The organism is Paenibacillus sp. PDC88 (genome assembly GCF_900106725.1).
GTDB lineage: Bacteria > Bacillota > Bacilli > Paenibacillales > Paenibacillaceae > Paenibacillus > Paenibacillus shunpengii.
In genome coordinates this window covers 508,462-532,946 of sequence record NZ_FNNT01000003.1, presented here as the reverse complement: position 1 = coordinate 532,946, position 24,485 = coordinate 508,462, and the positions used below count along the sequence as shown (strand labels likewise).

General features: G+C 41.3%; 22 protein-coding genes and 1 pseudogene. 17 read left to right on the top strand and 6 right to left on the bottom strand.

Annotated elements, in window-relative coordinates; genetic code table 11:
- The first annotated feature begins 96 nt into the window (after positions 1–96).
- The 3 genes from BLW49_RS12980 (at position 97) to BLW49_RS12970 (ending at position 3,920) form a co-directional block, all read left to right on the top strand.
- Positions 97–1,338, top strand: coding sequence for an ATP-binding protein (locus BLW49_RS12980; protein ID WP_090725019.1), 1,242 nt, complete (start codon positions 97–99; stop codon positions 1,336–1,338).
- 103 nt (positions 1,339–1,441) lie between these two features.
- Positions 1,442–1,921, top strand: coding sequence for a 23S rRNA (pseudouridine(1915)-N(3))-methyltransferase RlmH (gene rlmH / locus BLW49_RS12975; RefSeq protein ID WP_090725017.1), 480 nt, complete (start codon positions 1,442–1,444; stop codon positions 1,919–1,921).
- Positions 1,922–2,918: 997 nt separating this feature from the next.
- Entirely contained in the window at positions 2,919–3,920 is a 1,002-nt protein-coding gene (locus tag BLW49_RS12970) for a hypothetical protein (protein WP_090725015.1), read from the top strand.
- Between the two features lie 277 nt (positions 3,921–4,197).
- Here BLW49_RS12970 and BLW49_RS12965 read toward each other — a convergent pair whose 3' ends face one another.
- Positions 4,198–5,925 carry a retron Ec67 family RNA-directed DNA polymerase/endonuclease gene (locus BLW49_RS12965; protein WP_090725014.1) on the bottom strand — a complete coding sequence of 576 codons (1,728 nt, stop codon included), beginning with the start codon at positions 5,923–5,925 and terminating at the stop codon, positions 4,198–4,200.
- 621 nt (positions 5,926–6,546) lie between these two features.
- Between BLW49_RS12965 and BLW49_RS12960 the strand changes: the two genes are divergently transcribed.
- The 5 genes from BLW49_RS12960 (at position 6,547) to BLW49_RS12940 (ending at position 13,670) form a co-directional block, all read left to right on the top strand.
- On the top strand, positions 6,547–7,293 hold the full coding sequence (locus BLW49_RS12960) for a hypothetical protein (protein WP_143042116.1): 747 nt from the start codon (positions 6,547–6,549) through the stop codon (positions 7,291–7,293).
- A gap of 599 nt (positions 7,294–7,892) precedes the next feature.
- Positions 7,893–8,654 carry a DUF5986 family protein gene (locus BLW49_RS12955; protein WP_090725010.1) on the top strand — a complete coding sequence of 254 codons (762 nt, stop codon included), beginning with the start codon at positions 7,893–7,895 and terminating at the stop codon, positions 8,652–8,654.
- Positions 8,655–8,681: 27 nt separating this feature from the next.
- Complete coding sequence (locus BLW49_RS12950) at positions 8,682–9,857, top strand: helix-turn-helix domain-containing protein (RefSeq protein WP_090725009.1); 1,176 nt, start codon at positions 8,682–8,684, stop codon at positions 9,855–9,857.
- A gap of 571 nt (positions 9,858–10,428) precedes the next feature.
- Positions 10,429–12,168 carry an ABC-F family ATP-binding cassette domain-containing protein gene (locus tag BLW49_RS12945; protein WP_090725008.1) on the top strand — a complete coding sequence of 580 codons (1,740 nt, stop codon included), beginning with the start codon at positions 10,429–10,431 and terminating at the stop codon, positions 12,166–12,168.
- Between the two features lie 44 nt (positions 12,169–12,212).
- Complete coding sequence (locus tag BLW49_RS12940; protein WP_090725006.1) at positions 12,213–13,670, top strand: DEAD/DEAH box helicase; 1,458 nt, start codon at positions 12,213–12,215, stop codon at positions 13,668–13,670.
- 254 nt (positions 13,671–13,924) lie between these two features.
- On the opposite strand, the gene BLW49_RS12935 is transcribed toward BLW49_RS12940, so the two are convergent.
- Positions 13,925–14,623: a MerR family transcriptional regulator gene (locus BLW49_RS12935; RefSeq protein ID WP_090725005.1), complete on the bottom strand. Its 699-nt coding sequence runs from the start codon at positions 14,621–14,623 to the stop codon at positions 13,925–13,927.
- 179 nt (positions 14,624–14,802) lie between these two features.
- Here BLW49_RS12935 and BLW49_RS12930 point away from each other — a divergent pair, with 179 nt between their 5' ends.
- A complete protein-coding gene (locus BLW49_RS12930; RefSeq protein ID WP_090725003.1) occupies positions 14,803–15,411 on the top strand; it encodes a VOC family protein in 609 nt (202 codons plus the stop codon).
- Between the two features lie 166 nt (positions 15,412–15,577).
- Here the strand turns inward: BLW49_RS12930 and BLW49_RS12925 are convergent, their stop codons facing one another.
- Entirely contained in the window at positions 15,578–16,342 is a 765-nt protein-coding gene (locus tag BLW49_RS12925; RefSeq protein WP_090725002.1) for an alpha/beta fold hydrolase, read from the bottom strand.
- Between the two features lie 129 nt (positions 16,343–16,471).
- Between BLW49_RS12925 and BLW49_RS12920 the strand changes: the two genes are divergently transcribed.
- From BLW49_RS12920 to BLW49_RS29470, 3 genes are read left to right on the top strand one after another with little or no spacing between them, the layout of a single operon-like run.
- Complete coding sequence (locus BLW49_RS12920) at positions 16,472–17,419, top strand: helix-turn-helix transcriptional regulator (RefSeq protein WP_090725000.1); 948 nt, start codon at positions 16,472–16,474, stop codon at positions 17,417–17,419.
- Positions 17,420–17,443: 24 nt separating this feature from the next.
- Positions 17,444–17,716, top strand: a complete 273-nt coding sequence (locus BLW49_RS12915; RefSeq protein WP_090724999.1) for a type II toxin-antitoxin system Phd/YefM family antitoxin — start codon at positions 17,444–17,446, stop codon at positions 17,714–17,716.
- 27 nt (positions 17,717–17,743) lie between these two features.
- Positions 17,744–17,857, top strand: coding sequence for a type II toxin-antitoxin system RelE/ParE family toxin (locus BLW49_RS29470; RefSeq protein ID WP_371264555.1), 114 nt, complete (start codon positions 17,744–17,746; stop codon positions 17,855–17,857).
- A gap of 63 nt (positions 17,858–17,920) precedes the next feature.
- Here the strand turns inward: BLW49_RS29470 and BLW49_RS12905 are convergent, their stop codons facing one another.
- Both BLW49_RS12905 and BLW49_RS12900 read right to left on the bottom strand, forming a co-directional pair.
- Complete coding sequence (locus BLW49_RS12905) at positions 17,921–18,328, bottom strand: type VII toxin-antitoxin system HepT family RNase toxin (protein WP_076314585.1); 408 nt, start codon at positions 18,326–18,328, stop codon at positions 17,921–17,923.
- 168 nt (positions 18,329–18,496) lie between these two features.
- A pseudogene (locus BLW49_RS12900) lies at positions 18,497–18,730 on the bottom strand (nucleotidyltransferase domain-containing protein); the annotation flags it as partial.
- A gap of 81 nt (positions 18,731–18,811) precedes the next feature.
- Here BLW49_RS12900 and BLW49_RS12895 point away from each other — a divergent pair.
- From BLW49_RS12895 to BLW49_RS12875, 5 genes are all read left to right on the top strand, one after another.
- Positions 18,812–19,813 (top strand): sigma-70 family RNA polymerase sigma factor, encoded by a 1,002-nt coding sequence (locus BLW49_RS12895; RefSeq protein WP_371264554.1) that lies wholly within the window; start codon positions 18,812–18,814, stop codon positions 19,811–19,813.
- Between the two features lie 64 nt (positions 19,814–19,877).
- Complete coding sequence (locus BLW49_RS12890) at positions 19,878–20,303, top strand: SRPBCC family protein (protein WP_090724997.1); 426 nt, start codon at positions 19,878–19,880, stop codon at positions 20,301–20,303.
- Positions 20,304–20,346: 43 nt separating this feature from the next.
- The gene (locus BLW49_RS12885) at positions 20,347–20,769 is read left to right on the top strand and encodes a VOC family protein (protein WP_076314196.1); all 423 of its coding nucleotides are present in this window, start codon (positions 20,347–20,349) and stop codon (positions 20,767–20,769) included.
- 177 nt (positions 20,770–20,946) lie between these two features.
- Positions 20,947–22,035: a 5-methyltetrahydropteroyltriglutamate--homocysteine S-methyltransferase gene (locus tag BLW49_RS12880; RefSeq protein ID WP_090724996.1), complete on the top strand. Its 1,089-nt coding sequence runs from the start codon at positions 20,947–20,949 to the stop codon at positions 22,033–22,035.
- 24 nt (positions 22,036–22,059) lie between these two features.
- Positions 22,060–23,550, top strand: coding sequence for an aldehyde dehydrogenase family protein (locus tag BLW49_RS12875; protein ID WP_090724994.1), 1,491 nt, complete (start codon positions 22,060–22,062; stop codon positions 23,548–23,550).
- A 163-nt stretch (positions 23,551–23,713) separates the two neighbouring features.
- Here the strand turns inward: BLW49_RS12875 and BLW49_RS12870 are convergent, their stop codons facing one another.
- A complete protein-coding gene (locus tag BLW49_RS12870) occupies positions 23,714–24,445 on the bottom strand; it encodes a 2'-5' RNA ligase family protein (protein ID WP_090724993.1) in 732 nt (243 codons plus the stop codon).
- Positions 24,446–24,485: the final 40 nt, after the last annotated feature.

Sequence of the window (24,485 nt, the reverse complement as noted above, 5' to 3'; positions counted from 1 at the left end):
TTAAATAATGAGTTTAATTTACTTGGAAGGAGTAATTGGAGTAATATATTCAAATATAACATAGACATGCTATACCGATGAAAGGAAGTAGCCCCTTTGCTCGAAACGCTGTTGTTAAACTTTTTGATTTTGCTTTTTCCGGTCGTTATTTTCCTGATCTTCTTTGAAAATAAACCGCTCGCTTACAATAAAAAAGTGATGGTCTTATTATCCGCTGCGGCGATGTGTCTGTGTATGCTGATGCCTTTCAGATTGGAGTATGGGTATACATTTGATCTGAGGTATATTCCTTTTCTACTCGTTGCTTTGTTTGGAGGATATCGCTGCAGCTTCCCGCTATATGTGGCGCTCATCGTGTGCAGATTGTATGTTGGTGGAGAAGGAGTCTTACCGGCCGTTCTATTTGCAACCAGCATATTTATAGCGGCTCCCATGTATAGCAGAAGATTTCTGGGATTGAAGCCTAAGAGACGCATTGCAGGTGCGGCTGCAGCGGCTTTGGTGACAATGATCTGGTACTTGATCACCTTAATCATTGTAATTGAGCAAGTGAATCATACCTTCTGGGACTTGGCTGGACATGCGCTGACGACATATACCGTCTTCATGGTCATTACGATGCTTCTGATTGAAAAATTGATAGCCAATGTCCATTATCGGGATCGCGTGCTGCAGTCTGAACGATTGAACGTGGTCAGCGAGCTCGCGGCCAGCGTATCTCATGAGATCCGGAATCCGCTGACCGTCACGAGTGGTTTCTTGCAGCTGCTTAGTAAATCGGAAACGATGACGGAGAAGGAACGGGGATATATTAAGCTGTCACTCGAAGAGCTGAAACGAGCCGAGAGGATTGTGAGCGACTATCTATCCTTCGCCAAGCCGCAGTCCCAGAACATGGTGTACGCAGACTTAAGCGAAGATCTGGAGTATACAACGAATATTATTTTGCCGTATGCGATGATATATGATGTTGAAGTGGAGACCCATTATGACAATTCACTCAGCACAAACTACGATCAGCACCAAATTCAGCAATGCCTGATTAATTTATATAAAAATGCGATTGAGTCGATGAAAGAAAAGGGCGGCGGCAAGCTGATCATTCATATCTCGGAGCATAAAGGAAGCATTGTTATTCGTATCGAGGATACAGGGGTCGGTATGGATAAGGAGGAGCTGTCCAGACTGGGCAAGCCGTATTACTCCACGAAGCAGGAGGGCACAGGCCTCGGGATGCTCATGGTCTATAGCACGATCAACAAGCTGAAGGGCAGAATTGAAGTAGATAGTAAAAAAGGACAGGGCACCGTATTCCGGCTGATTATTCCGGCTGCATGATACAATGGTCATAAAGGGATATCATTATTATAGAAACTAGATCCACAGATAAAAGTAACCATCAATTTAAAGAAGTTCAAATATAAGCAGGAGGCAGTACAGCATGTTAATCCAGATTATAGGCGTAGGAAAATTAAAAGAGAAATACTTAGTGCAGGGCATTCAGGAGTATGCGAAGCGGTTAGGGCCTTATGTCAAATTCCAAGTCATTGAGGTGCCTGATGAGAAAGCGCCGGATAATATGAGCGAAGCCGAAGTACGAGGTGTCAAAGAACGCGAAGGTGAGCGCATTCTGGCGCATGTGAAGAGTGAAGCACATGTGATTGCACTTGCGATCGGGGGTCAGCTGTGGAGCTCAGAGGATCTCGCTGCCGAGATGGACAAGCTCGGCACGTACGGGACAAGCCATATCGTATTTGTGATTGGCGGCAGCCAAGGGCTGTCCGATGCGGTGCTGAAGCGTGCGCAGCAGAAGCTGAGCTTCGGCCGTATGACCCTGCCGCATCAGCTGATGAGACTTGTGTTAGTGGAGCAGATTTACCGGGCGGTGAAGATTAATCGGGGGGAACCGTATCATAAATGACAAAAATTTTTTGGTCCTCCAGATAAAAGTTTTTGAGAAGAAGTATTCCTTTGGAACCACATATTTAGAAAAGTTAATGCCTTTGCTAACTTCCGTTACATAAGAGATGTTAATATCTGAAAGGCATACAATTTATTTGACAATATAATTATTTTTTGTAATTACATCAGCATACTTGATTCCGAACAAATGGACTTTGGTTGCTTGTCTGCCATGCGGGGCAATGCAGATACATTTCTCTTAGGATAGACCGGAGTTCAGCAATAGTCATTTTTATGCTTGAAGACAATTTTAGTGAGGATTCTACTCAAAACTAAAGAAATCCTTCTTCCCAATTCAATTACATCATAAATATAAAATAAAGTTTCTTGGAAACATTGAGCTTTCATCAAAGTATTTCAAAATTTAGAAAGTGGTATTATATAATCTGTTTTGTTAATGAAAATGATTAAAAGGTTTTTGAGAGCATTGGACTAACTCCAAGTTTGAGATAAGGGTTAAAACTTTTGAAGTATGCACTTTATAAAAAATAACTCTAAGGTGTACGTATGGTGGTAAGTATTAGGAAACTAATTACTAAGAAGAATCCTAAATATAATTCATAAATTAGGCAGGTTATCATTTTCTTTTTAATGAAAAGATATAGCGATCTCAAAAAGAAAGTGAGCAAAGAGGATTCTCTAAACTTCATATAAACAGAATTCTAGAGACTCATTTGCATTAGAAATCAAAGTTACGGGGGATTTCAAGAGGGAAAATCTGCTTAAAAATGTTGTTAGTATTTATCCACTATAATGAGTAGACACTACATTCCGTAACATGATATAGCCAAAAAAGAGGAGAGAGTTAGATTTTATACATTCTAGATGCAACCTGATATTTATCAATATCTCAAATCAGTACCAATGAGATACTTATACTGGAAAATAGATAGACAGATTGATTAATAATTATAAAATTAAATATAGTTTGAATAAAAGAATAAGGGGGAATAAACTTGCAAAAAATTAACTGCTTTAGCTCTATGCGAGTGGAATACTATAATAATTGGATTGAACCAAAAACGGACTCGAAAACACTTAAATTTCCAGCAGAAATTTTATACGCTGAAAGGTTAGAACTCTTAAAAACATCTACCTTTGAACCGCAAAAATTTGAAGAGAGTGAGGATCCAGAAACCCATATGATTGTATCCTACTTAATGGATACTATTGATAGTCTACCCGGTCGGCCTGATCTTGCATTTGAAAAGTTGTGGAGTGCAATCAACTATTTTCTTGGATTTTTAAATACCCAAAACTCGTGGTCTATTAGAAGGGAACACAAGCTACTTGATAAGGTCACCAATGAATTTTGGTGTGATCTTATTGATGAGGAAAAACAGCCCGACTTGGCACTTTCCTTTTTAAAACTGATGAACCTAATTCCTAAACAATCGGGCGAGTATCTGGTAAGGCGATTGTTTGAGGATGTTACTAGATCGACAATCATTAATCAAAGTGCAGATCATCAATTAAACATTCAGAAAAGGGTAAAGGATGCTCTCGGCAATAGCCTTTATAATGAGCTAAGTAAGAAATACCTCGAAAGTAAGAGTAGAATTAAAAAAAATGGAGAGTTATATGGTGAAAAGAGTGCCAACTATTTAGTCGGACAACTTTTCTGTAAAATCTTAAGAGGTGATATAGTTACTCTATCTGGGAAGACATATCAACTAAACATCAGACAACAAATTAGATTAGCACTAAATGGGTATTTGTATACTTATCGAAATGAACGTTTTCATGGAAGTGTATTCTCTTCAACCTTTAGAAGCAGCAAGGCAAACTTAAACACGTACGCTCATTCTTTTTACATGTTCCATATATCATACATATTATTAATGGTTTTAGTAGTGAAGTTATTACCAGTAGGGGTATCATTTCAAGATATATCAAAAAATTTAAACAATAATTTTGAAAAGTTTAACACAATCTTTGAAAGTCAGATTTATAAGTAAACCTTTTAGATAAAATATCAGGATTTCCTCTCAGGCGGCACAACATTGTAAGTTTTTTTGTTAAAAATATAATCTTATAATAAGTGTTGTTCTAGGCTACTTTCAGTACTGCAGCTATAAAAAGGACGCATATGAAGACTTGATAATATTAAATATCCAGAGGGAGTTGTGCTATGATAACAGGAGAGATAATGTAATAAAGAGAGAGTGTATAAATACCTATTCCTTAAAGGAATAGGTATTTTACTGTCGTTACAAATATTAGGTTTCTTCGGGTTTAAACTTCTAAAGGTACTTTGTCTTTGTGACTAATTTCCAAAACACCATTTGTGACAGTTTCCTTTGAATAGCTATCTACTACTTGAGAAATGTTATCCAAGATAGGTTTAAAATCATTGAAGTTAATATTATTATAATTTTTTAATATATATTTAGAGAAGATATCTTTTCCGTAATATTTGGAGACGTCATAATTGTCTTCTTTCGTGAAAATCCTACCACTAATTGTATGTGATAGAACAGTATTATCGAATAAGTCTTCTACGTCACATTCCTCTTTTCCCTTAACAAGGGGAACAGTTAAAAGATACAAATTTCCTATTAGCTTAACAATATAATCTATTTCCAGTAAACTTTTTCTTTTTTCAGTTAGGCTTATATGATTAAGAAATTGCCCTATAGGTTTCTTAGATTTACTCTTAATTTCATTGTCAAACAATAGGAACACGGGATTGCTTGGTGATGTGTTACTTATGTTTTGAAAATATTTGAGGTAATCAGGGAGAGATTTCTTATGATCATAGAAATTATAAATATTGTTTAGCGCACTACCTCCGTCTCGAAAAATTCCCATGAAATATTGTAGTCGCTTTGTTTTATTAAGAAAGGATACTTTCAACTGAAAGGCTCCGTCTTTATTTTTTGTAATCAAGTTTGGATATTCTTTATAAAGACTTTTTAGAGCAGACTTTAGATAAACAACATCAGTTTTACCTTCGGTTACAATTAATGGTTTAGGATTCGCAAAGAAGTACTTATAGAATAAAAACTTTTGATATTGAAGTTCTCTAGAACTTAGATTATGAAAATTATGCTTGCGGTCATCAATTTTATTGTTATACCAGGTTAGCTGATTTATAAAGGAGAATCTACCTTCAAGTTGCAATAAGGTAGCTTTATTACCATTAACTGTAAACTCTCCTTGCTTATAAAGTTGATGAGCCATTGCTCGGGTCTCTTTATAGTAAACTCTGTTAACATTTAATTTCTCGTTAACAACAAGCCCAGTAACTTCTTGTCTTGAGCTATTTAGTTGTAGTCTTTTCTTTTTTTCATTGATTTTAAACCCTGATTTCTCCAATTCTGTATATAGTATATTGTAAAAATCATCTTGGTTATTAACAAAATTATTGTCATTAGTGGAAAATGTTAAGTCATCAGCGTACCGTGTATAGTTCAACTTATATTTTTTTGCAATTTTGAATAATCTGTAGTCAAGAATCTCACAAATTAGGTTTGAGATAATTGGAGAACTAGGGGCTCCTTGAGGAAGTTTTCCTTCGTAGCATGACAACTGAGCTACAATTGTGGCTACTTCAATTGGCAGCAAAAAGTTTTTGTTTTTGTTAAAGAAGCCTCGAACTCGTCCGAAATGTATGCTTTCAAAGAAGTTCTCTAGATCAATATTCAAAACAAACCTTTTTTTTCTGTGAATCCTAGCATTTGTAATGATACTTTTTTGTTTTTCGAAAGCATGAGAGAATTTATTTCCATTTCCGCTTTTTCTATGCTTATATAGAGCCTCCACAAGTTTTTTCTGAACAGCCTTAAGTTCATCTGAAGGTGCACTAATTTTACGAACACCACCACTTTTTTTCTGTATTTCAAACGTTGTATATGAATTATTAATTTTTTTAATATATAGTAAATAACTAAGCTGTTTTCTAGGTATATTTAAAAAATCAGAAAATTCGTTACGTGACTTTAAATTGTTGAATTGTTCCAATTTTATAACACCTCCATTAATACACGTGTGGCTACTCATTATGCGATTAATCCGATCAAATTAGCGAATATCATAAAACGATAAAAATAGAATAGAGAGAAGCAAATCCTCCCGACATTTTTGTTAACGCCTGCGAAACACAAGCGAAAGATCTAGCCACACGCATATAAATTGTACACTATTTTATTTAAAAATAAAATTAAAAACTATTACGTAGCAGCTACCTCACTAATCTTACGTATGTCAGCATTTGTGGATTTTGGAACCTGACAATGGTAGTCGATCTGTAACAATAATTATAATTCCAGGACTCTGCTTAAAAAGCTCAGTTAGGACTCTGATTTACTTAGTTGCCCTTACACTTATACTATTATCTTTGTTGTTGTCCTTTAGCCTAGCTAGTTTCTTTGATGCTTCTAAAAAATAAACTGGATGCGGTTTTGTTAATGCAGGATTTAATAGGAAGGGACAGCTGCAATAGATATTGGGTGTTTACAGCACATAAAAGGAAATGAATATAAAGCTATACCTGGAATTGAATTAAAAGCAGTGATTAGTCAAATTGTTAGCAGCAAATTGCTATCAAATGACCAGTATATCAAGAAGGATAATAATCGCTTGATGAATATGAAGTTGCAACAACCAGATTTTGAGTGGTTTGAGGTCCTATCAGTTATTTTTATTCGAGATGTAGTCCCTCATGGCGTTTACATAACAGGAACTCCTCTTCCTACGGAGTCTTTTTTATGCCACTCTTGGATACGTTCGTGGGTAGAGGTTTGTGCTGCTTATGCTAAACCGATTGAGGAGCAAAAAGTTATTTGGGATTCTTGTTTGGAGGATTTTAAGGGTAATAGCTCTATGTGGGGGCTTTATCATATCAATAGAAAACGAGTAAATAGCTTACTGGAAACAATAGAATTATTACCCCGTGTATTCGCCCATCAAGACGTACACTGGGATAACATTTTTATAGAGCAAGTGAATGGCATCGATTCATTATTAGCGATTGATTGGCAGTTTGCAAGCATTTCAGGTGTAGGAGAAGAGCTTGGTCGAATGTTTGGATATGCATTAACAAAGAATAAAATTCCAGTTAACAAGGTAGAAGAATATAAGGAAGAGTTGTTTCAAAACTATTTACAAGGACTTAGAGATCAGGGGTGGGAAGGTAATTCCAAGCTTGTTCGATTTGGGTTTATTGCGAGTGCATCACTTAGGTTTATTATGGTAATTGATAAGCTGATAAGTAACTTAGAAGAAGACGATATAAAAAGCCAGAAAGAAGAGTCAAGACATCTCATATTAGTCGCTCAGGTACTGCTTGAATTGGCAGAGGAGTCTTGGAAACTTAGAAGTGAAGTATGATAATATATACAATTACGTATGTTTAAAGAAACCACTCCATTGTCAGGAGTGGCTTTGTCTTTATACTGATGTATATTTTATGGTCAAACTTTACTTTGTGCTTAGATAAATTACGGTGAACCATATCATATGTAGGGCGAAATTTTGGGTTTAGAAACTCTATAGACCTGGTAAGTTACTGTGTAAAACCTCATTGGGATGGATCCACATTTCAGGAGAGTTTTTGGGGGATGAGATGGGTACATATTTTGTTAATCCTAATTTTGGAGGAAGAATGCAGGGTTGCGGCGTTGGATGGCTGTTGGTTTTGACAAACTTAAAAATTCATCGTCCGGTTGCTTCTACCTGCTCTCATCCGAGAGAAATGGAAAGTTGCTAGCAACAATGTGCGGTTAAGGGAATTTGATTATTATGTATTCAAGGTTGGATTTGGGTATTTTAGAGATCTAATGGCTAAATGAGATAGAATTAAATGAGTTTAAAGATGAAAAAGAAAGCGAATAAAAATATTTTTTAGTAGCATTAGGTTTACTTTATTTAATAAAATGTAGTATTATTAAGATAATTCTGAATATATATGCTTTGGAGGTGGAACAATAATGTTAGATCGATTAGGTTTAAATGGATATATGGCTGAATTATTAGTTAAATCTTTTACCGAGGGAACAGATAATGTTATCAGTGAAATAAAGCAAGAGTATGGTATGGACACGGGTAACTTCAGAAATGGAGGATCTTGGGATATACGATTTGACCGTATTAAACAAGCAGCCTTGCTTAATGATCTGGTTGTACTCACTAGAAAAAGGGGTATCTGGACCTTTATTTGTGCATTGGATATTGATACAGGCAGCCTATATATATTTTCGAAGGAAAAGAATTTAGACATAGTAATTAAGAATTTTGGGAAAAACAAGATACATTATTTTCATGCTTTTGTCTCACTGAACAGCGGACCTTTAGAGTTTGAGAATCAGCAACTGACTTTATTTGAAACAACGTTGACAGAGGATTATGAACATAAAAGGCTTATGGAAGCACAGAAGATACTCGGTGAAGAATATCCTTTGGTTAACCAGGTAATATTTGTAGTAGCTCAAGAATTGGATAAGAAGATAGTGGGGGTAGAAGCTAGATTATTCAATCGGTATTTTGAGCTGATTGATAAAGCTGATTGGTCTATGTATGTTTCTAAGGACGAGTATAGCGATCTGACTGTTCTACACGAAGAAGTTATGGATAATATGGATGTCATTCCGAAAGTCAAACTATCGGTTAAGAAACGGAAAGAACATTTCGATCAAGAAATTGCAACGAAGAGATCGGATGAAGTGGATATTAATGAGGAAGATAAAGGTTAACATTCCTCGAAACAAGGAGGAATTTTGATGATTCAAAGACAGTTTAACGGCTCTCGGCTAAGGGAGGGGAGAATTTATCGTGGTCTAACCATTACCGATTTAGCTGATGAATTAGGTGTTAGTAAGCAGATGATATCAAAATATGAAAATGACAAGGCAGTTCCTACCTTAGATTCATTGTTGCTTATAACAAATGTTTTGAAATTTCCTAAAGAATATTTTTATGAGACTTCTGTTGAGGTAAAAACAGGAAACACATACTTTCGATCATTGTTGACTACTGGAAAAAAAGAGAGAGAGATGCAATATGATCGGATAAAGTACTTAACTATTATTCGCGCCTTATTAGAAGAATACGTAGATTTTCCCGAACTTGATGTACCTGACTTTTCAGACCAAGACATTGAAAATGTAGAAGAAGTTGCCGAAAAAGTTAGAGAAGCATGGTCTCTTGGCGATAAGCCAGTTAAAGATATTATTTACTTACTTGAGACTAAGGGCTTTGTTATCTCTTCATTGATGTTAGGTAAGAAGACTATCGATGCATTTGGATCTCAACATGTAATAGAAGGAAAACAATACTATTCAATTGTTTTAGGCAATGACAAAAAGTCTTTTTACAGACGTCAATTCGATGTGGCTCATGAACTGGGCCATAAAGTTCTTCATGATCCGTATTTGAATATTGATGATTTGAGCAAGGAAGAGTTTAAACAAATAGAACAGGAAGCAAATGACTTTGCAGCAGCATTTCTTCTACCAAGAGAAAGCTTCCTTAGAGATGTATCCATTCATCCAAATGATCTTATGTACTATAAACTACTTAAAAAAAAGTGGGGTGTGTCCATAGGAGCAATGGTAATGCGGGCTTACAAGCTGGGAGCGATAAATGAAGGAACTTATCAGTATATGCAGCGAACCATAAGTCATAAAGGGTGGAGAACAAAGGAGCCCCTAGATGATGTTAAAAACCTAAGAGATCCAGTGTCCATGAAGCAAGCTATAGAGCTATTAATTGAAAATGATTATATATCCGGAGATACATTTATGCAAAAGCTTTCGCAACACTACGGCCTGAGCTTACTTCGTGAAGAAGTGGAAGAGTTGCTGGGATTGGAAGAAGGTTATCTGAAGACTGAAGTTGCACACACTGGCAATATCGTGAGTATAAAAAATAAGCTGGAGTCGAGAGCAAGAAGCTAATTGTACGTTTGTTGATGGGGTGCCATTTGGCACCCCTGTTTTCGCTCTATTTGTGATACGGTTAACCGTACCACAAGTAGAGCGAAATGAATTGCAATAAGAATTATAACGAAATTAAGTTATTAGTTTATCGCGCGAGGACATTAAAAAAAGATTACGAGCTAGCAATGGAACTTGGTTAATGGCTAATCAGCTCTCACCAAAGACAAGAAGACCGTTGCATTAATGGAGTCATGGGAAAACAGCTCTTCTTCTCTAGCTGATGCAAGGCCTCCGTTACTAGAATTTGCTGTGAAACTTCCTCGTACGTTGGAGCATAACGTGATCCTCCTTAAGCTTTTATTTATGGATATGAACACTCTTGCGGTATGGTATTATGAGATAATTTATACATATATCCACGAACCAATCCTTCTAAATCAACCACCCAAGAAACCCAAACCCACAAACCAATTGAACTTACCAGGGAACAGTGTTACGCTGAACAACGGCAACTCAGACTTATGTTCTGTCTTACCATCGCCATACACCAACAATAGTCACCATCCTAGCTATCCAGAAAGGTAATACGATGATCAAAGTTGATAACTTATCCTTTTCATTTCCGCAAAAGGAACTGTATAAAAATATTTCGTTCACGTTAGAAGAGGGCCAACACTGCGCTTTCATAGGTACAAGTGGTAGCGGCAAAACTACGCTGATCGATATCCTGATGGACCCTGAAAGGTATTTGTTTGAGGGGAAGCTTGAGATTGACCCGAATTGCAGAATCGGGCATGTCAGTCAGTTCTCGCAAGTAGACAACACAAAAGAAGTAACGGTCTTCGAATATATTGGAGAAGAATTCATTAAGATTCAGAACGAAATCACATCGATCTGTACAGAGATGGAAACCTCTTCGAATATGGATGACCTGCTGGAGAAGTATCAATTGGCGTTGGACGCGTTTGAAGCCATGGGCGGGGATGATTTTGAAAGCAACATTAATAAGAAGCTAAATCTGGCCAACCTGATGAAGCTCAAAGACTCCAGCGTAACCGACCTGAGCGGCGGGGAATTTAAGCTGATTCAAGTGATGAAGGAAATGCTGAATCACCCGGAACTGCTAATTATGGACGAGCCGGATGTCTTTTTGGATTTTGAAAACCTGAACGCACTTAAGAAACTCATTAATTCCCACAAGGGCATGCTGCTCGTTGTCACGCATAACCGGTATCTGTTGAACCATTGCTTTAACAAAATAATACACCTCGAGAACGCGGAGATCCAGGAGTTTGATGGGCGATATATCGAGTACAATTTCTCTTTACTTCAGACCAAGATTGAGATGCAGGAGCTCGCAGTCGCTGAACAGGAAGAGATTGAGCGCTATGATGTCATTATTGATAATCTTAGAGCGATCGCAGAATATAATTCAGAAGCATCCAGAGGAAGGGCGTTAAAGGCCAGAGTCCGGTTTCAGGAACGATTGGAAGCACGTAGAATTAAAGCGCCATTTGTTGATATCAAGCAACCAAAGATTCGGTTTGAGCTGGATCATATAGTGGAAGACACCACTCTCATAAATGTGGAGAATTATAGTGCTGCCTTTGATGAGTTGCTTTTGCATCATGTGAACTTTGAAATCAAATCGGGTGATAAAGTAGCCATTATCGGTGCGAACGGTACCGGGAAAACGACTTTGCTCCGGGAAATCGCTCGAAATCATCATGACTCCATTGAAATAAATGCCGATGCTAAAGTTGCTTATTTGTCTCAGCTTCAAGGCGAAACGTTAACGGATTCGAATACCATACTCCATGAATTCATTGACGCCGGGTTTCAAACCTATGATGAGATTAGAGCTTATCTTAAACACTATGGTTTCGAAGGTGAAATCCTGGATCAGAAGATCGGAACGTTATCTGGCGGAGAGAAAAATATACTTCAGCTAGCCAAGGTTGCTGCCAGTCAGGCCAACGTACTGCTTCTTGATGAACCGACAAGCCATTTGGACATTTACACCCAGATCGCACTAGAGAAAGCCATTATCGACTATAAAGGCGCGATTCTGATGATTTCACATGATTTCTATTCCGTTGTGAATGGTATGAATTATGTATTAATTATTGAAAATAAGACAATTCGTAAGATGAGTATGCGCAAGTTCAGACAGATGATTTATGCGAGCCACTTCAGTAAAGACTATTTGGAAATGGAACAGAAGAAGAAGTCCGTTGAAATGAAGATTGAATTGGCATTGAAAGATACAAATTTTGAACTTGCCAAAGTGTTGCTTGATGAGCTGGAAGAGCTGATTAAGCTGCTGTAAATGACAAATGCGCGGACATGTTACTTATATAAAGGGGTTACTTCATGAGTGAGCAAGTTGAGCAAGGCTTTAAAGATTATGAATTAAGCGAGGAAATTATCCGTTCATTGGATAGCCTGGGGTATAAGCAGCCGACGGAGGTGCAACGTAAGGTCATTCCTTATGCGCTGGGGAAAAAGGATATGACCGTTAAATCCCATACCGGAAGCGGGAAGACTGCAGCCTATGGGATTCCGATCTGTGAGATGCTGGAATGGCAGGAATACCGGCCGCAGGCCCTTATTTTGACGCCAACGCGTGAGCTGGCCGATCAGGTTAAGCAGGATATAATGAACATCGGCAGATATAAACGAATTAAGGCAACCGCTGTATACGGGAAACAGCCTTTTCACAGACAGAAGGTGCAGTTGCAGCAACGAAATCATGTTATTGTAGGCACACCGGGGCGGTTAATTGATCACATCGAGAAGCAGACGATTGATTTGGAGCAGATTCGTTATTTGGTCATTGATGAGGCCGATGAGATGCTGAACATGGGTTTCATTGAACATGTGGAGAAGATTATCCGTGAGCTGCCGCTGGAGCGGATGACGATGCTGTTCTCGGCAACGTTGCCTAAAGATGTGGAGCAGCTATGCCACAAATATATGAATGATCCGCTGGATATTGAGGTACAGACCGAAGCCAGAACGACGAGCCAAATCGAGCATTCCCTGTATGCCGTCAGGGACGATCACAAGCTGAAATTGCTGCGGGATATCACGGTTGTGGAGAATCCGGATAGCTGCATTATTTTTTGCCGGACCCAGATCAGGGTTGAAACGGTATTTAATGAATTGACTAAGCATGGCTACCCTTGCGGCCGAATCCATGGGGGCATGGAGCAGGATGATCGCACGGAGATGATGAACGCATTTAAGCGTGGGGAATTCCGCTACCTGATTGCGACCGACGTGGCTGCCAGAGGGATTGATATCGAGAACATCAGCCATGTTATTAATTATGATTTTCCGCAAGAGAATGAAAGCTATGTCCATCGCAGTGGCCGTACGGGAAGAGCCGGGAAATCGGGGAAGGCCATCTCCTTCGCTACACCGTCTGAAGACAAGTTCGTTGCCAGCGTCCAGCAATACATCGGGTTCGAGATTGAGAAGCGTAACGCCCCGTCCAAAGAGACCATCGCACGTACTCTTCCTGCTTTTGAAGCGAAGCTTGCGAATCAGCAGACGATCAAGAAGGACCGAAGCTCCCATCGGAATCAGGAGGTTCTGAAGCTCTATTTCAACGGGGGTAAGAAAAAGAAGATCAGGGCCGTAGACTTCGTAGGCACCATTGCTAAGATTGACGGGATATCGGCCGATGACATCGGGATCATTGTAATAGAGGATAACGCCTCCTACGTGGATATTCTTAACGGCAAAGGTGAACTCGTTCTGAATGTGATGAAGAATACAACCATTAAAGGGAAGCAGCTGAAGGTACATCAGGCGAACCGCCAATAGCGGGAAAATCTATGGTGGGGTATGTTGTCAATAACTAAATAGGATAGTAATTTTATGAACCAAGGAGCTAAGGGATATGTTCTCGCTTAACTCCTTGGTTTTTGGCGTCTACCGATGCTTTCTTGAGCAGACGAGAGGAGGGTGGCGGATGGAAAAACGGGAACTAATACAATTGCTCGAAGAGCTTCGGAGTATGACCGTTAAGCTGAACCTTCTCACAAGTAGAGCAAAATTTAGTTTGAATTTACCGATGCTTAGGCACGGTTAGTAAGAATGTCAAAAAGCTTCTGCAAATAAAAAATTCCTCGTACTTGCTCTACGAGTGTATGGTCAATGTATTGTAAAGACTTAAGAGCAATTTCTTTAGCCTGAACAACGTTATGGTTATCAAGATCCGACAATACTTCACGAACAACATCCAAGGAATAAACCACTCTCTGAACGGTACGAATGATCAGAATCTTTCGGACATCGGACGGGCTATAAATGCGAAACCCGCTCTCTTTGTGCCGTTCAGATTTAATTAATCCTTCTTTCTCCCAATGTCGAATTGCGGATGCAGATATGTTGGCCTCTCTCGCCACTTCTCCAATCGTAAAAAACGGTTTGCTGCGGTTGAGTGGAAGATCAGTAAGCTCTCTTAAATCAAGCATCTCGACTGTTCTTTGAACCGTTAGCTTCTCGGCATGCAGGTCCACTTGTGCTTTATTTATTAACCATAGAGCATCAAGCCTCTCCCCCTTGACGATGCGTGGCATGACTTCCTTGACCAGATCCATACCAAATCCTGATTTTAAGGCACGAATGCATTGGAAATACGATTCATGCTCCTCTGTATATATTCGGTAACCATTTGATGCTCTTTCGACTGTAGGAATTAACCCCCATGCTTCGTAATGCTTCAATGCGCTCGTGCTGATATTCAACTTTTTAGCTATATCACGGCCATTCATCAAACTTTCAACCCCTTGTAATTCAACCTTAAAGCACATGACCACTTCATTTAATTATACCCTATAATATAAAGGCTGATTTATTCAAACCTAATCATTTGCATTAATATTGTACGATAGGAGTGTAAGTCAAAAAAACCAAAAATGCCGAACCTCGGCGTAAAACTGGAGGAGATAATTTGAGCAAAGTCATTCCTATATTGCCTTGCGTGAGCATTGATGAACAGTGTGAGTTTTATGAGAGCATCGGCTTTACAATAACCGCTAAGGATAAAGCCCCATATGCGTATGCCGCTGTACGCTACGAGGATGTAAACTTACTTTTTTGGGGCAGTAAAAAAAATGATCCCAGCGCCAACGCGAGCATGGTGTTCATTGAGGTTGAAGACGTCGACAGCTTGAATGCGGAGCTCTGCGGCAATATGAAAAGCGCATGGGGAAAAGTTCTGCGAACAGGATTTCCCCGCATTTCGAAGGTAAGAGAATTAAAAGAGGACAGGCGTTTTACTCTTTGTGACCCTTCAGGTAATACATTTTATTTCGGCACACCCAACAATGGAGATACGATCACCATGCGTACGCTTGATAACGAACAGCTTGCCGAGTCGTTCGCGGTTATTTACGACTTGCTGCATTCGAAGGAAAGTCCCGAAATAGCAGCTAAGGCATTGTCGGTATTTAATCGCAACAAGGTCGAGTTGAATGTACCGGATAAGGAAAAATTAGCGGTTCTAACATCGGAGATCGAAGAAGCATTAAAGGAAAGAGATGATAATGGATTAGCCTAAAGAATTAAACCAAGCCAACGTATTAAGGCAAAAGGGGCCCTCACAAAGGCGCCCTTTAAATTTCTTATGATACGCTGAACCGTATCATAAGTGACGGCGAGTTTTCCTATAAAAAATTAAAGTGGCTCTTCGCTCAATTGAGTGGCTAACACCAAATGATGTAGATTCATAGCATGGCTTCAAATTTTTCGCGTTTCGGTATCCGCGAGCTCAGTTCATTCGATACAAAGTCTACCAGAATCGACCTCAAACCCTCTGGATTGCTAATCATCGGTAAATGTCCGGTATCCAAGCTCCGTACGGCTTGCGGGGTAAAGTTTGAGATCATCTTATCTTGTAACGAAGAACTAAGCTCCTTATCCTTTGTGAGCTTCACAAATAACTTTGGTACACTTGGAACGGGCACGTTGACTCGGTCGGAATAGACGCGTCTGGATTCCGGAATGAATCCTCTTACGATCTTCGCAGCTTGATCGGCTGGGAGGTCGTTGCACAATCCCGATTGGATGATAGACTCCGGAGGTTTCGTACCTATGGTACGCAGCATGATGGACATTATGACTCGCTGGGGAAAAGGTAAAGCGGATAAAAATGAACCGCCCCGCGTTAGAATTACTGCGCCTACAGCGACAATCCCCGCTAGTCGATCGGTCAATAAGGAGGCCAGTTTAAGAGCAAGTGCGCCCCCAAGTGAATGGGCAACGATTACGATTTTGTGAGGCCCCCACTCATCTACTTGTTTTTTCATTTCCGTCACGTAATCCTCCAAAGTAAGACCGTTTCTCGATTCCACGGAACCTTTCCTCTGAGGATACTCAGCTAGTAAAAAGGGATGTTCGAACTCCTCTACAACTTTACTCCAAACAAGACCCTCTAAGCCCGCCCCGTTGATGAAAACGAACCCTACTTTTTCTTGCGAATGTTCTATCATTAATATCAGACCTCCATTGGATTTGAGTTTAAATTGTTTTCTTAAAGTTATCGTATCACTAAAATAAGACAGTTTATGTCTTATTTATGAGATACAATAAAATAAACGATAAGAAACGAGGTGGACCCTTTGCAGAAGTCGCAGCGTCTCATTCAGTTGATCATGAGGATCAACGCCAAACCTTCTTTTACCGTTAAGGAGCTAGCCGATGAATTCGGTCTGTCCACACGAACGATTACGAGGGATTTGCTGGAGCTCAGCGAACTCGGGGTGCCGGTATATTCTGTTCAGGGAAGAGGAGGAGGCTACAGGCTGCTTCAAGAAAGACTCCTGCCGCCGATAAGCTTTACGGAGAGCGAAGCGATTGCGATGTTTTTTGCGTGCCAGTCGATGGAGTATTTTGGTTCCTTGCCTTTCGGGGAGGGGGTGGACTCCGCCCTTCATAAGTTCTATCACTACTTGCCTGCCGATGTAAGGGAACAAATCGACCGGCTAAAGAATAGAGTTATGTTCTGGAGTCCTTATCGATCGATGTCAGCGGAAGTTCTGCAAACTCTCCTGAAAGCTCTTATGGTCGGTAGTGTAGTCAAGATTAAGTACAAATCCAGCAGCGGTGTATCGGAGAGAGATATTCAGCCGATCGGTCTATATGCCAGCTCTGGTTATTGGTATTGTCCGGCATATTGTTTCACTAAGGAGGATATCAGACAGTTTAGAGCTGATCGGATTCTATCCGCTGCGCTCAACAATCAAATGGCTTGCCTTGCAGACATCAGCCAGAAGACATTATTGGATAAGCCTAATCAGGATGATGGGGAACCGTCTACACTCGAGCTTAAGATGACAAATAAGGGGGTGTGGTTGATGGAATCTAATCCTCGGTTTCAACCCTTCATCCAGCAGAATACAGATGGGAGCGGAAGCTTGACGATGAAAATAGCGGCAGAGGAGATGAAGTTCTACGTGGACTTGATTTGGCAATTCGGGAATGAAGTCGAAATAGTAGCCCCCGCTGAAGCCAGAGCATTTATCCAGCAAAAAATCAAATCTATGCAATTGATTTATCTGTCAGAATAATGATATTAGAAAGGGTTGTTAAAAATGAACATCAAACCCTCGACAACAATTAGACAAGATTACGACGGTTTCTCAAAGTATTGCCATGAAATTGATGAACCTGTGGTATTAACACGAAACGGTGAAGCTGATTTAGTTGTCATGAGCCATGAGACATTCAGACGAATGGAGGCTCGCATCAAATTACAGTCTAAGCTGTTAGTAGCGGAAAAACAGATTGCAGAGGGTTCAGAATTACTTGATCATGATCAGGTAATGGAAAGAATGCGGAGGAAGATCGATGCCGCAAAAGAGTAAGATTAAATATACCCCAGCGGCAGTATTGTGGTGAGTCCGTATGTGGTGTTCTATCGGATCATAAATGATACAGTAGTCATCCACCGTATTTTGCATGGACGTAGAGATTATCTTCGAGAGTTGTTTAGCTCGTTTCAATAATATGAAATAGCTGCTCATGGGTTGAGTGGCTATTGGTGTCTAACTATAGAATGGAGAATACGACTATTCCCCCAACTGTAAAATCACCTTCGTAAAAACTTTAAAATCATCAACATGCTTCTCTATAATCGCCTCTAAAATCTCAAGCTCTAACGTCTGGTAGTCATGCACAGCAATATTTCGGAATCCAACCATATTCATCATGGTCTGTGCTAAGTCATTTTCAATTAATCCAGCGTCTAGCAGCAGTTTAAATGCGTCACGACTCGCTTTTGGCACGCCCAGCTTACGATTGCTGACAATATGCATGGCTAGGGCAATGCTCGCTTCACAAGCACGTTGAATATTCAGAATGATGCTATCCTGCTTCGTAAAGTCCGTTAGGTTTGCAGGGTTGCCCTCGTACACTTCATGAATACGTTTAATACAACGTTCGATTGTCGCCGCCTTATTCAAAACAACATCATTCATTGCCGAATCCGTTTCTCGTTCTTTAATCGCATCAATAATGGTAGCGCGCTGTTCGCTTAACGTAGCATACATGCTATAGGCACGTATTTTTTGGCGTGTAAATTCATTCTCGTTATGTATATAGATTGGAATGCCCTGCTCAAAAATTTGCATGGTGAACACGGTATCAACTTGTTTAATGTCGACTAAATCAACCTCTCGGTCGGCAATAGCCGCTAGCTCAGAAGCAAGTACAAAACGTTCATAAGGCGATAGCTGCTTGTCACTGAAATAAGCCAGATCGATATCACTTTCATCATGAGTTGTGCCTCTAGCGAAAGAACCAAATAGAATGACGAAGGCGGGACTTGCCTCTAGAATGATTTTATCTATTAACTTCTTTTGTAACTCTTCGATAAGCATGCGGATCACCTTCCTTTCTCGTATTATATAGTTTTTTTACAATAATGGAAGGGTGATTGCTAGACGCTCCTGTGTTAAACTATGACCAAATATATCCAAAATATCACCTGTCAAAAGGAGTCTGCTATGAGCGAGATGACATTGGATCTGCAAGTATTAGAAAATTTAAAACCGGCGTTAACGTCGTTCTGCTACAGAATGCTGGGATCCATCGATGATGCAGACGATGCTGTTCAAGAGGTATACATCCGTGTATGGCAGAGCAGAGACTCATTTCGGCAGGAATCATCGTATAAAACGTGGATTTATCGCATCGCCACGAACTTATGTCTGGACAAGCTGAGACAAGCCAAACGCCGTGCGCTGCCCGTTGATCTCTCTGAACCGGCGGCCTCCATCATTGAACCCCGCGAAACGTTGCCCGACTCCTCATGGGTATGGATTGCTCCTGATATGGGGGGGAATCCCGAAGAAGCTTTCATTCGCAAAGACACTCTACAGCTCTGCTTCATTGCACTACTTCAAACCTTACCGCCTCGCCAGCGTGCCGTACTTATCCTGAAGGATGTATTTGACTGGTCATCTAAAGAGATCGCTGAAGCGTTGAGTTTATCGCCAGCTGCCGTCAACAGCGCTTTGCAAAGAGCCAGGGAGACGATGAATCGGACCCGGCTCCGTTCCGAAGAGCTTAGCCGGATGGAGGTTCAGCCGGATCGCGAGCTGCTGACACGGTATGTGGACGCCTTTGAACAATTCGATGTCGACGCGCTAGTCGCGCTATTCCATGAGGAGGGCTGCATGTCGATGCCGCCTTTCCCGATGTGGGTGCGCGGCAAGGACGATTTGTTCAAATTCTTCTCTCTGACACGAAGTCATTGCGAAGGCTCACGCTTCCTGCCAGTTACAGTAAACGGCGGCTATCCTGCTTATGCGCAGTATATGCCAAGTCCTGATGCGTCCGTCCTGATCCCTTGGGGAATTCACGTCATTGAAGCGCATGATGGGAAAATACGGCATGTCCAAAATTTCATTAATACCAAATTATTTTCGCGATTTGGGCTTCCTGAGCAAATAGACCGATGAATTTCGAGGCCCCATGACGTCTATATCAATGAATAACAAAAAAACGATAAGAGGTGTCTTCAAAATGGGAACAAGTAATGGAACGAAAATAACGGTTCAGGCCGTCATTCAAGCGCCAATGGAAAAGGTATGGAGCTGCTGGACGGAGCCGGCACACATTATGAAGTGGAATCAAGCTTCTGAGGATTGGCATGTGCCGAATGCGGAGAATGATTTGCGGACGGGCGGCAAGTTTCTGACCAGAATGGAAGCGAAGGATGGCAGCATGGGTTTTGATTTTGCCGGTGTATATGATGAAGTGAAAACGCATGAGTTGATTTCATATACGTTAGGAGACGGGAGACAAGTCGAGATCACCTTTATGGAGCAAGGCAGCGAAACGAAGGTCGTGGAAACGTTTGACCCTGAAAGTACGAATCCGGTAGAGTTCCAGCAAGCGGGCTGGCAAGCGATCATGGACAATTTCAAGGCGTACACGGAGCGATCCTAAGCGGTTCGTTCGAATATCGTCCAAATCCAAGGAGGTAGTATGTATGACTTCAAAACTAACCCCGTATATTACGCTGGAGGGGAACACGAAGGACGCTATCCAGTTCTATGAACAAGCCATCGGTGCCAAGGTTCTCTCGCTTATTACGTACGGTGAAATGCCGGATATGCCAAGTACGTTTACCGATGATTACAAGAGCCTTGTGGCACACGCAAAGCTGCAGGTTGGTGAATCGGAGCTCATGTTTTCCGATGCTCCATGGGGTTCGCCTATTGCTGATGGAAAGCGGGTAACCATTTGCATTACATCAAATGAGGTGGAACAATCGAAACGAATCTATGATGCACTGCAGCAAGGCGGTCAAGTCAATATTCCGTTTAAGGAAGAGCCTTTTAGTCCTGGTTTTGGTGATGTGACAGATAAATTCGGCATAACCTTTCAGATTTTCACGGAATTTCAAAACTAAATGATGGCCAAGGAGTCGCCCAACATTGGTGCGGCTTTTTTGTTGCACAGTGGTGTCCAAATGGGAAGGATTGGGCTATTACTAAAAGCTATAGCTAGCCATACGTTTTACATATAACATGCAATCTATTTAATCGTGATATATTCAATAGATTAAAGATTTGAAGGAGAGACATCTATGATTCCATTTCGTAATGATCATGTAGGCAGCTTTTTACGTCCTGCCAACTTAACTCAGGCACGTGAGCAATATAAATCGGGCAATATCACATATGAACAATTAACGGCTGTAGAAGATAACGAGATCATCCGTATTATTGAGAAGCAGAAGGAGAATGGCATAGCAGCCGTAACGGACGGCGAGTTCCGCAGAAGCTGGTGGCATTTTGATTTTCTCGGCGGCTTGGATGGAGTAGAGTTATTTGAAGAAATAGCGGGACCGAAATTTCACAACATGGTAACTCGTAAAGGCGGTATTCGCATTGTCGGTAAAGTCGATTTCTCGACGCATCCGTTTATTCAGCATTTCGAGTTTTTGAAAAAGCACGCGGGTGATGCAGTGGCGAAACAGACGATTCCAAGTCCGAATATGCTTCTGTATCGTGTTGAATACAATGACGAAATTTATAAGGAGCGTGAATCGTTCCTTCAGGACACCATCGCGGCATATCAAAAAGCAATTCAAGCCTTCTATGATGCAGGATGCCGATATTTGCAATTAGACGATACAGCCTGGGCAGATCTGTTCTCTGAAGCGGGTCATGATAAGCTGCGTGCAAAAGGCTGGGATCCGGCGGAAGAGCTGAAAATTATGCAGCGGATGATTAACGAATCTTTGGCTCATAAACCGGAGGATTTAGTGGTGACGATGCATATTTGCCGTGGTAATTATAAATCCAATTATTTCTCAACCGGCGGTTATGATTACGCATCTGAAGTCATATTTGGAGGCTTAAACGTGGACGGGCTGTTCCTGGAATTCGACGACGAGCGTTCAGGTGGATTCGAGCCATTAAAATATGTGAATCGTAAAGATTTAAAAGTCGTACTCGGCTTAATCACATCGAAATCAGGTGAATTAGAAGACAAGGAACAAATTAAAGCGCGTATTGCAGAGGCGGCGACCTATGTACCGCTTGAACAGCTATGTTTGAGCCCGCAATGCGGCTTTTCGTCTACAGAAGAAGGCAATATTCTAACAGAAGAACAACAATGGCGTAAACTTCGTTTCGTTAAAGAAATTGCCGACGAAGTTTGGAATTCATAGATCCATACAACGGAGGGATAGAACATGACGATTCAAGCGGACAAAGAGACAATTGTAGTTGAGAACTTCATTAAGGGTCAGCGAGTAGAGTCCATTTCCCAATCAGCCAAAGAGAATCCGGCAAACCCCAATGAAATTGTCGGCTATTTCCCGGTCACCACGAAAGAGCAAGCGGCTGAAGCTATTGCAGCGGCAGCAGAGGCTTTTACAGTATGGAAGCAGAGTGCCATCGACGAACGCATCACGCGCATGCGCAAGGCCATTGAGAAAATTAGAGCAGCGGAGAATGATATTGTCCAATTGCTGTCTAGAGAGCATGGCAAGCCGCTTTATGATGCACATGGTGAAATGTATGTTGCATTGATGTGGATGGAATATGCCTGTGATCAGGCCAAGTCGGTTCTGCAGGAAGAAGTTAAAGAACATGAGACAGGTAAAACGATCATATCCCATGATCCCATTGGTGTGGTGGCGGCGATTAGCCCATGGAACTATCCCATTGCGCTGTCCACGATTAAGATCGCTCCCGCCTTACTTGCCGGCAACACGATTGTACTGAAGCCAAGTCCATTTGCCCCACTGGCAGCAACCAAAGTGGCAGAGATCATTGCGGGTGAATTCCCGGCTGGTGTGATCAATGTCGTTCATGGCGAATCCGATGTGGGCGTTGAACTGACCTCGAACCCTCTTGTCGCCAAGATTGCTTTTACAGGCGGAACCGAAACAGCCAAGCATATTATGAAGGCTGCTTCGGAAACGATTAAGCATATGACGCTAGAGCTTGGCGGCAACGATGCGGCGATCTTCCTGGAGGGCTTTGATGTTAACGATGAGCGGGCCATGCGCCGGATTGTCGTTTCTAACTTTTTGACAGCAGGCCAGATCTGCATGATTGCCAAACGTGTATATGTTCATCGATCGATTTATGATGCCTTCGTGGACAAATATATAGAGGCGGCCAATCGGTGGATTCGAATCGGGGATCCATTTGATCCGAATACGACGGTCGGTCCGGTCAATAACCTGAAGCAGAAGCAATATGTGGAGGGACTGGTTGAAGATGCGCGCAAACGCGGAGCGAAAGTCATCCCGCTGGGGCAAATTCTCGATCAGAAGCAGATTGAAGAAGGCTACTACCTGCAGCCTACGCTTGTGCTCGATTGTGACTATCGTGATCCGATTGTGGTCGAGGAACAGTTCGGTCCTACGGTACCGATCCTGCCTTTTGACGATGAAGAGCAGGTTATTGCATTGCACAATGAGAGCATCTATGGACTCACAAGCTCTGTATGGGGAAGAGAAGAAGATGCCATTCGGGTCGCACGCAGGCTCGAAGCAGGTACGACAATGATCAATACAGCTGCTGTGCAAGGGCTCGATGTAAGGTTCCCTTTTGGCGGCGTCAAACAATCCGGCGTTGGCCGCGAATATGGCGAGGAAGGCATCCTCACTTATACGGAAACACATGTCATCAACGTTCCAAAAGCATTGGACCTCCCTTATATACCAGAGTAATCTCGGTAACGTACATCCTCGATATATTAAAATGATTTTTTGAACAGGCGCTCAAATGGGGCGCCTTTTTCTTCGCATTGAAATTGAAAGAATCCATATAGCAGATGCCCTGATTCCGACAGCAATTCTTGCAAGTCATTTAAGTAAGCGTACCGGTCCCAGGTCACTTATACTCCTGAACGCTAATCACATCCCGAAAGTCGTTCATATGAAAATGATGCTGATAGACGAAGCGATCGACATCCAGAACGATATCCAAGTCTAGCTCCTTGCACATACGCTTCAGCGTATTATATAACAAGGCGATTTCTGGCTGTTCTAGCTTCTTCAGTTTGAAGTAACCCAGCGATACATGCGGCACATATGACCTGTATTCTGGAAAGATCTTCTCCATCCGGTTGTACAGATCGGTTAATATCTCGTAATCGTCCTTGGATGCGGGTACATATTTAATACTAATGACATCTTTGCCGCTGGTACTTACTCCAAGAGAACGCATCCGAATACGCTGCCCTCCGTATAGTGCGGCTATGCTCCGGAATTCTGCCGCAATGACTTCTTCCAGCTGAGCTAATTTCTCCTGAATCACCTGCTTGCCACCCGGTGTGTTATTGACATTGCTGAAGGAATGGATCGTTAAATGGAAGGTTTCAGGCTCGAGTTTCACGAGTTGATGCTCCAACACGCCAAGCAGCCGTTCCTGCGCGACCCGGCACTTTTGACGATCCGATTCAGATAATGTGATAACAGAGGTAGCACCGTAAAAATCGTTCAGTTGTCCTTCTTGCGTAATTTTGGCTGATAAACTCTCCGAAACGACCCATTCCTCCGGTCTATTATTCATATCTTGATTCCATCGTCGTTGCAGATCGGAAGCGTATGTCTCATAGTTCATGAATGTTCACCTCATCTGAATTAATTCTTTGTAGATTATC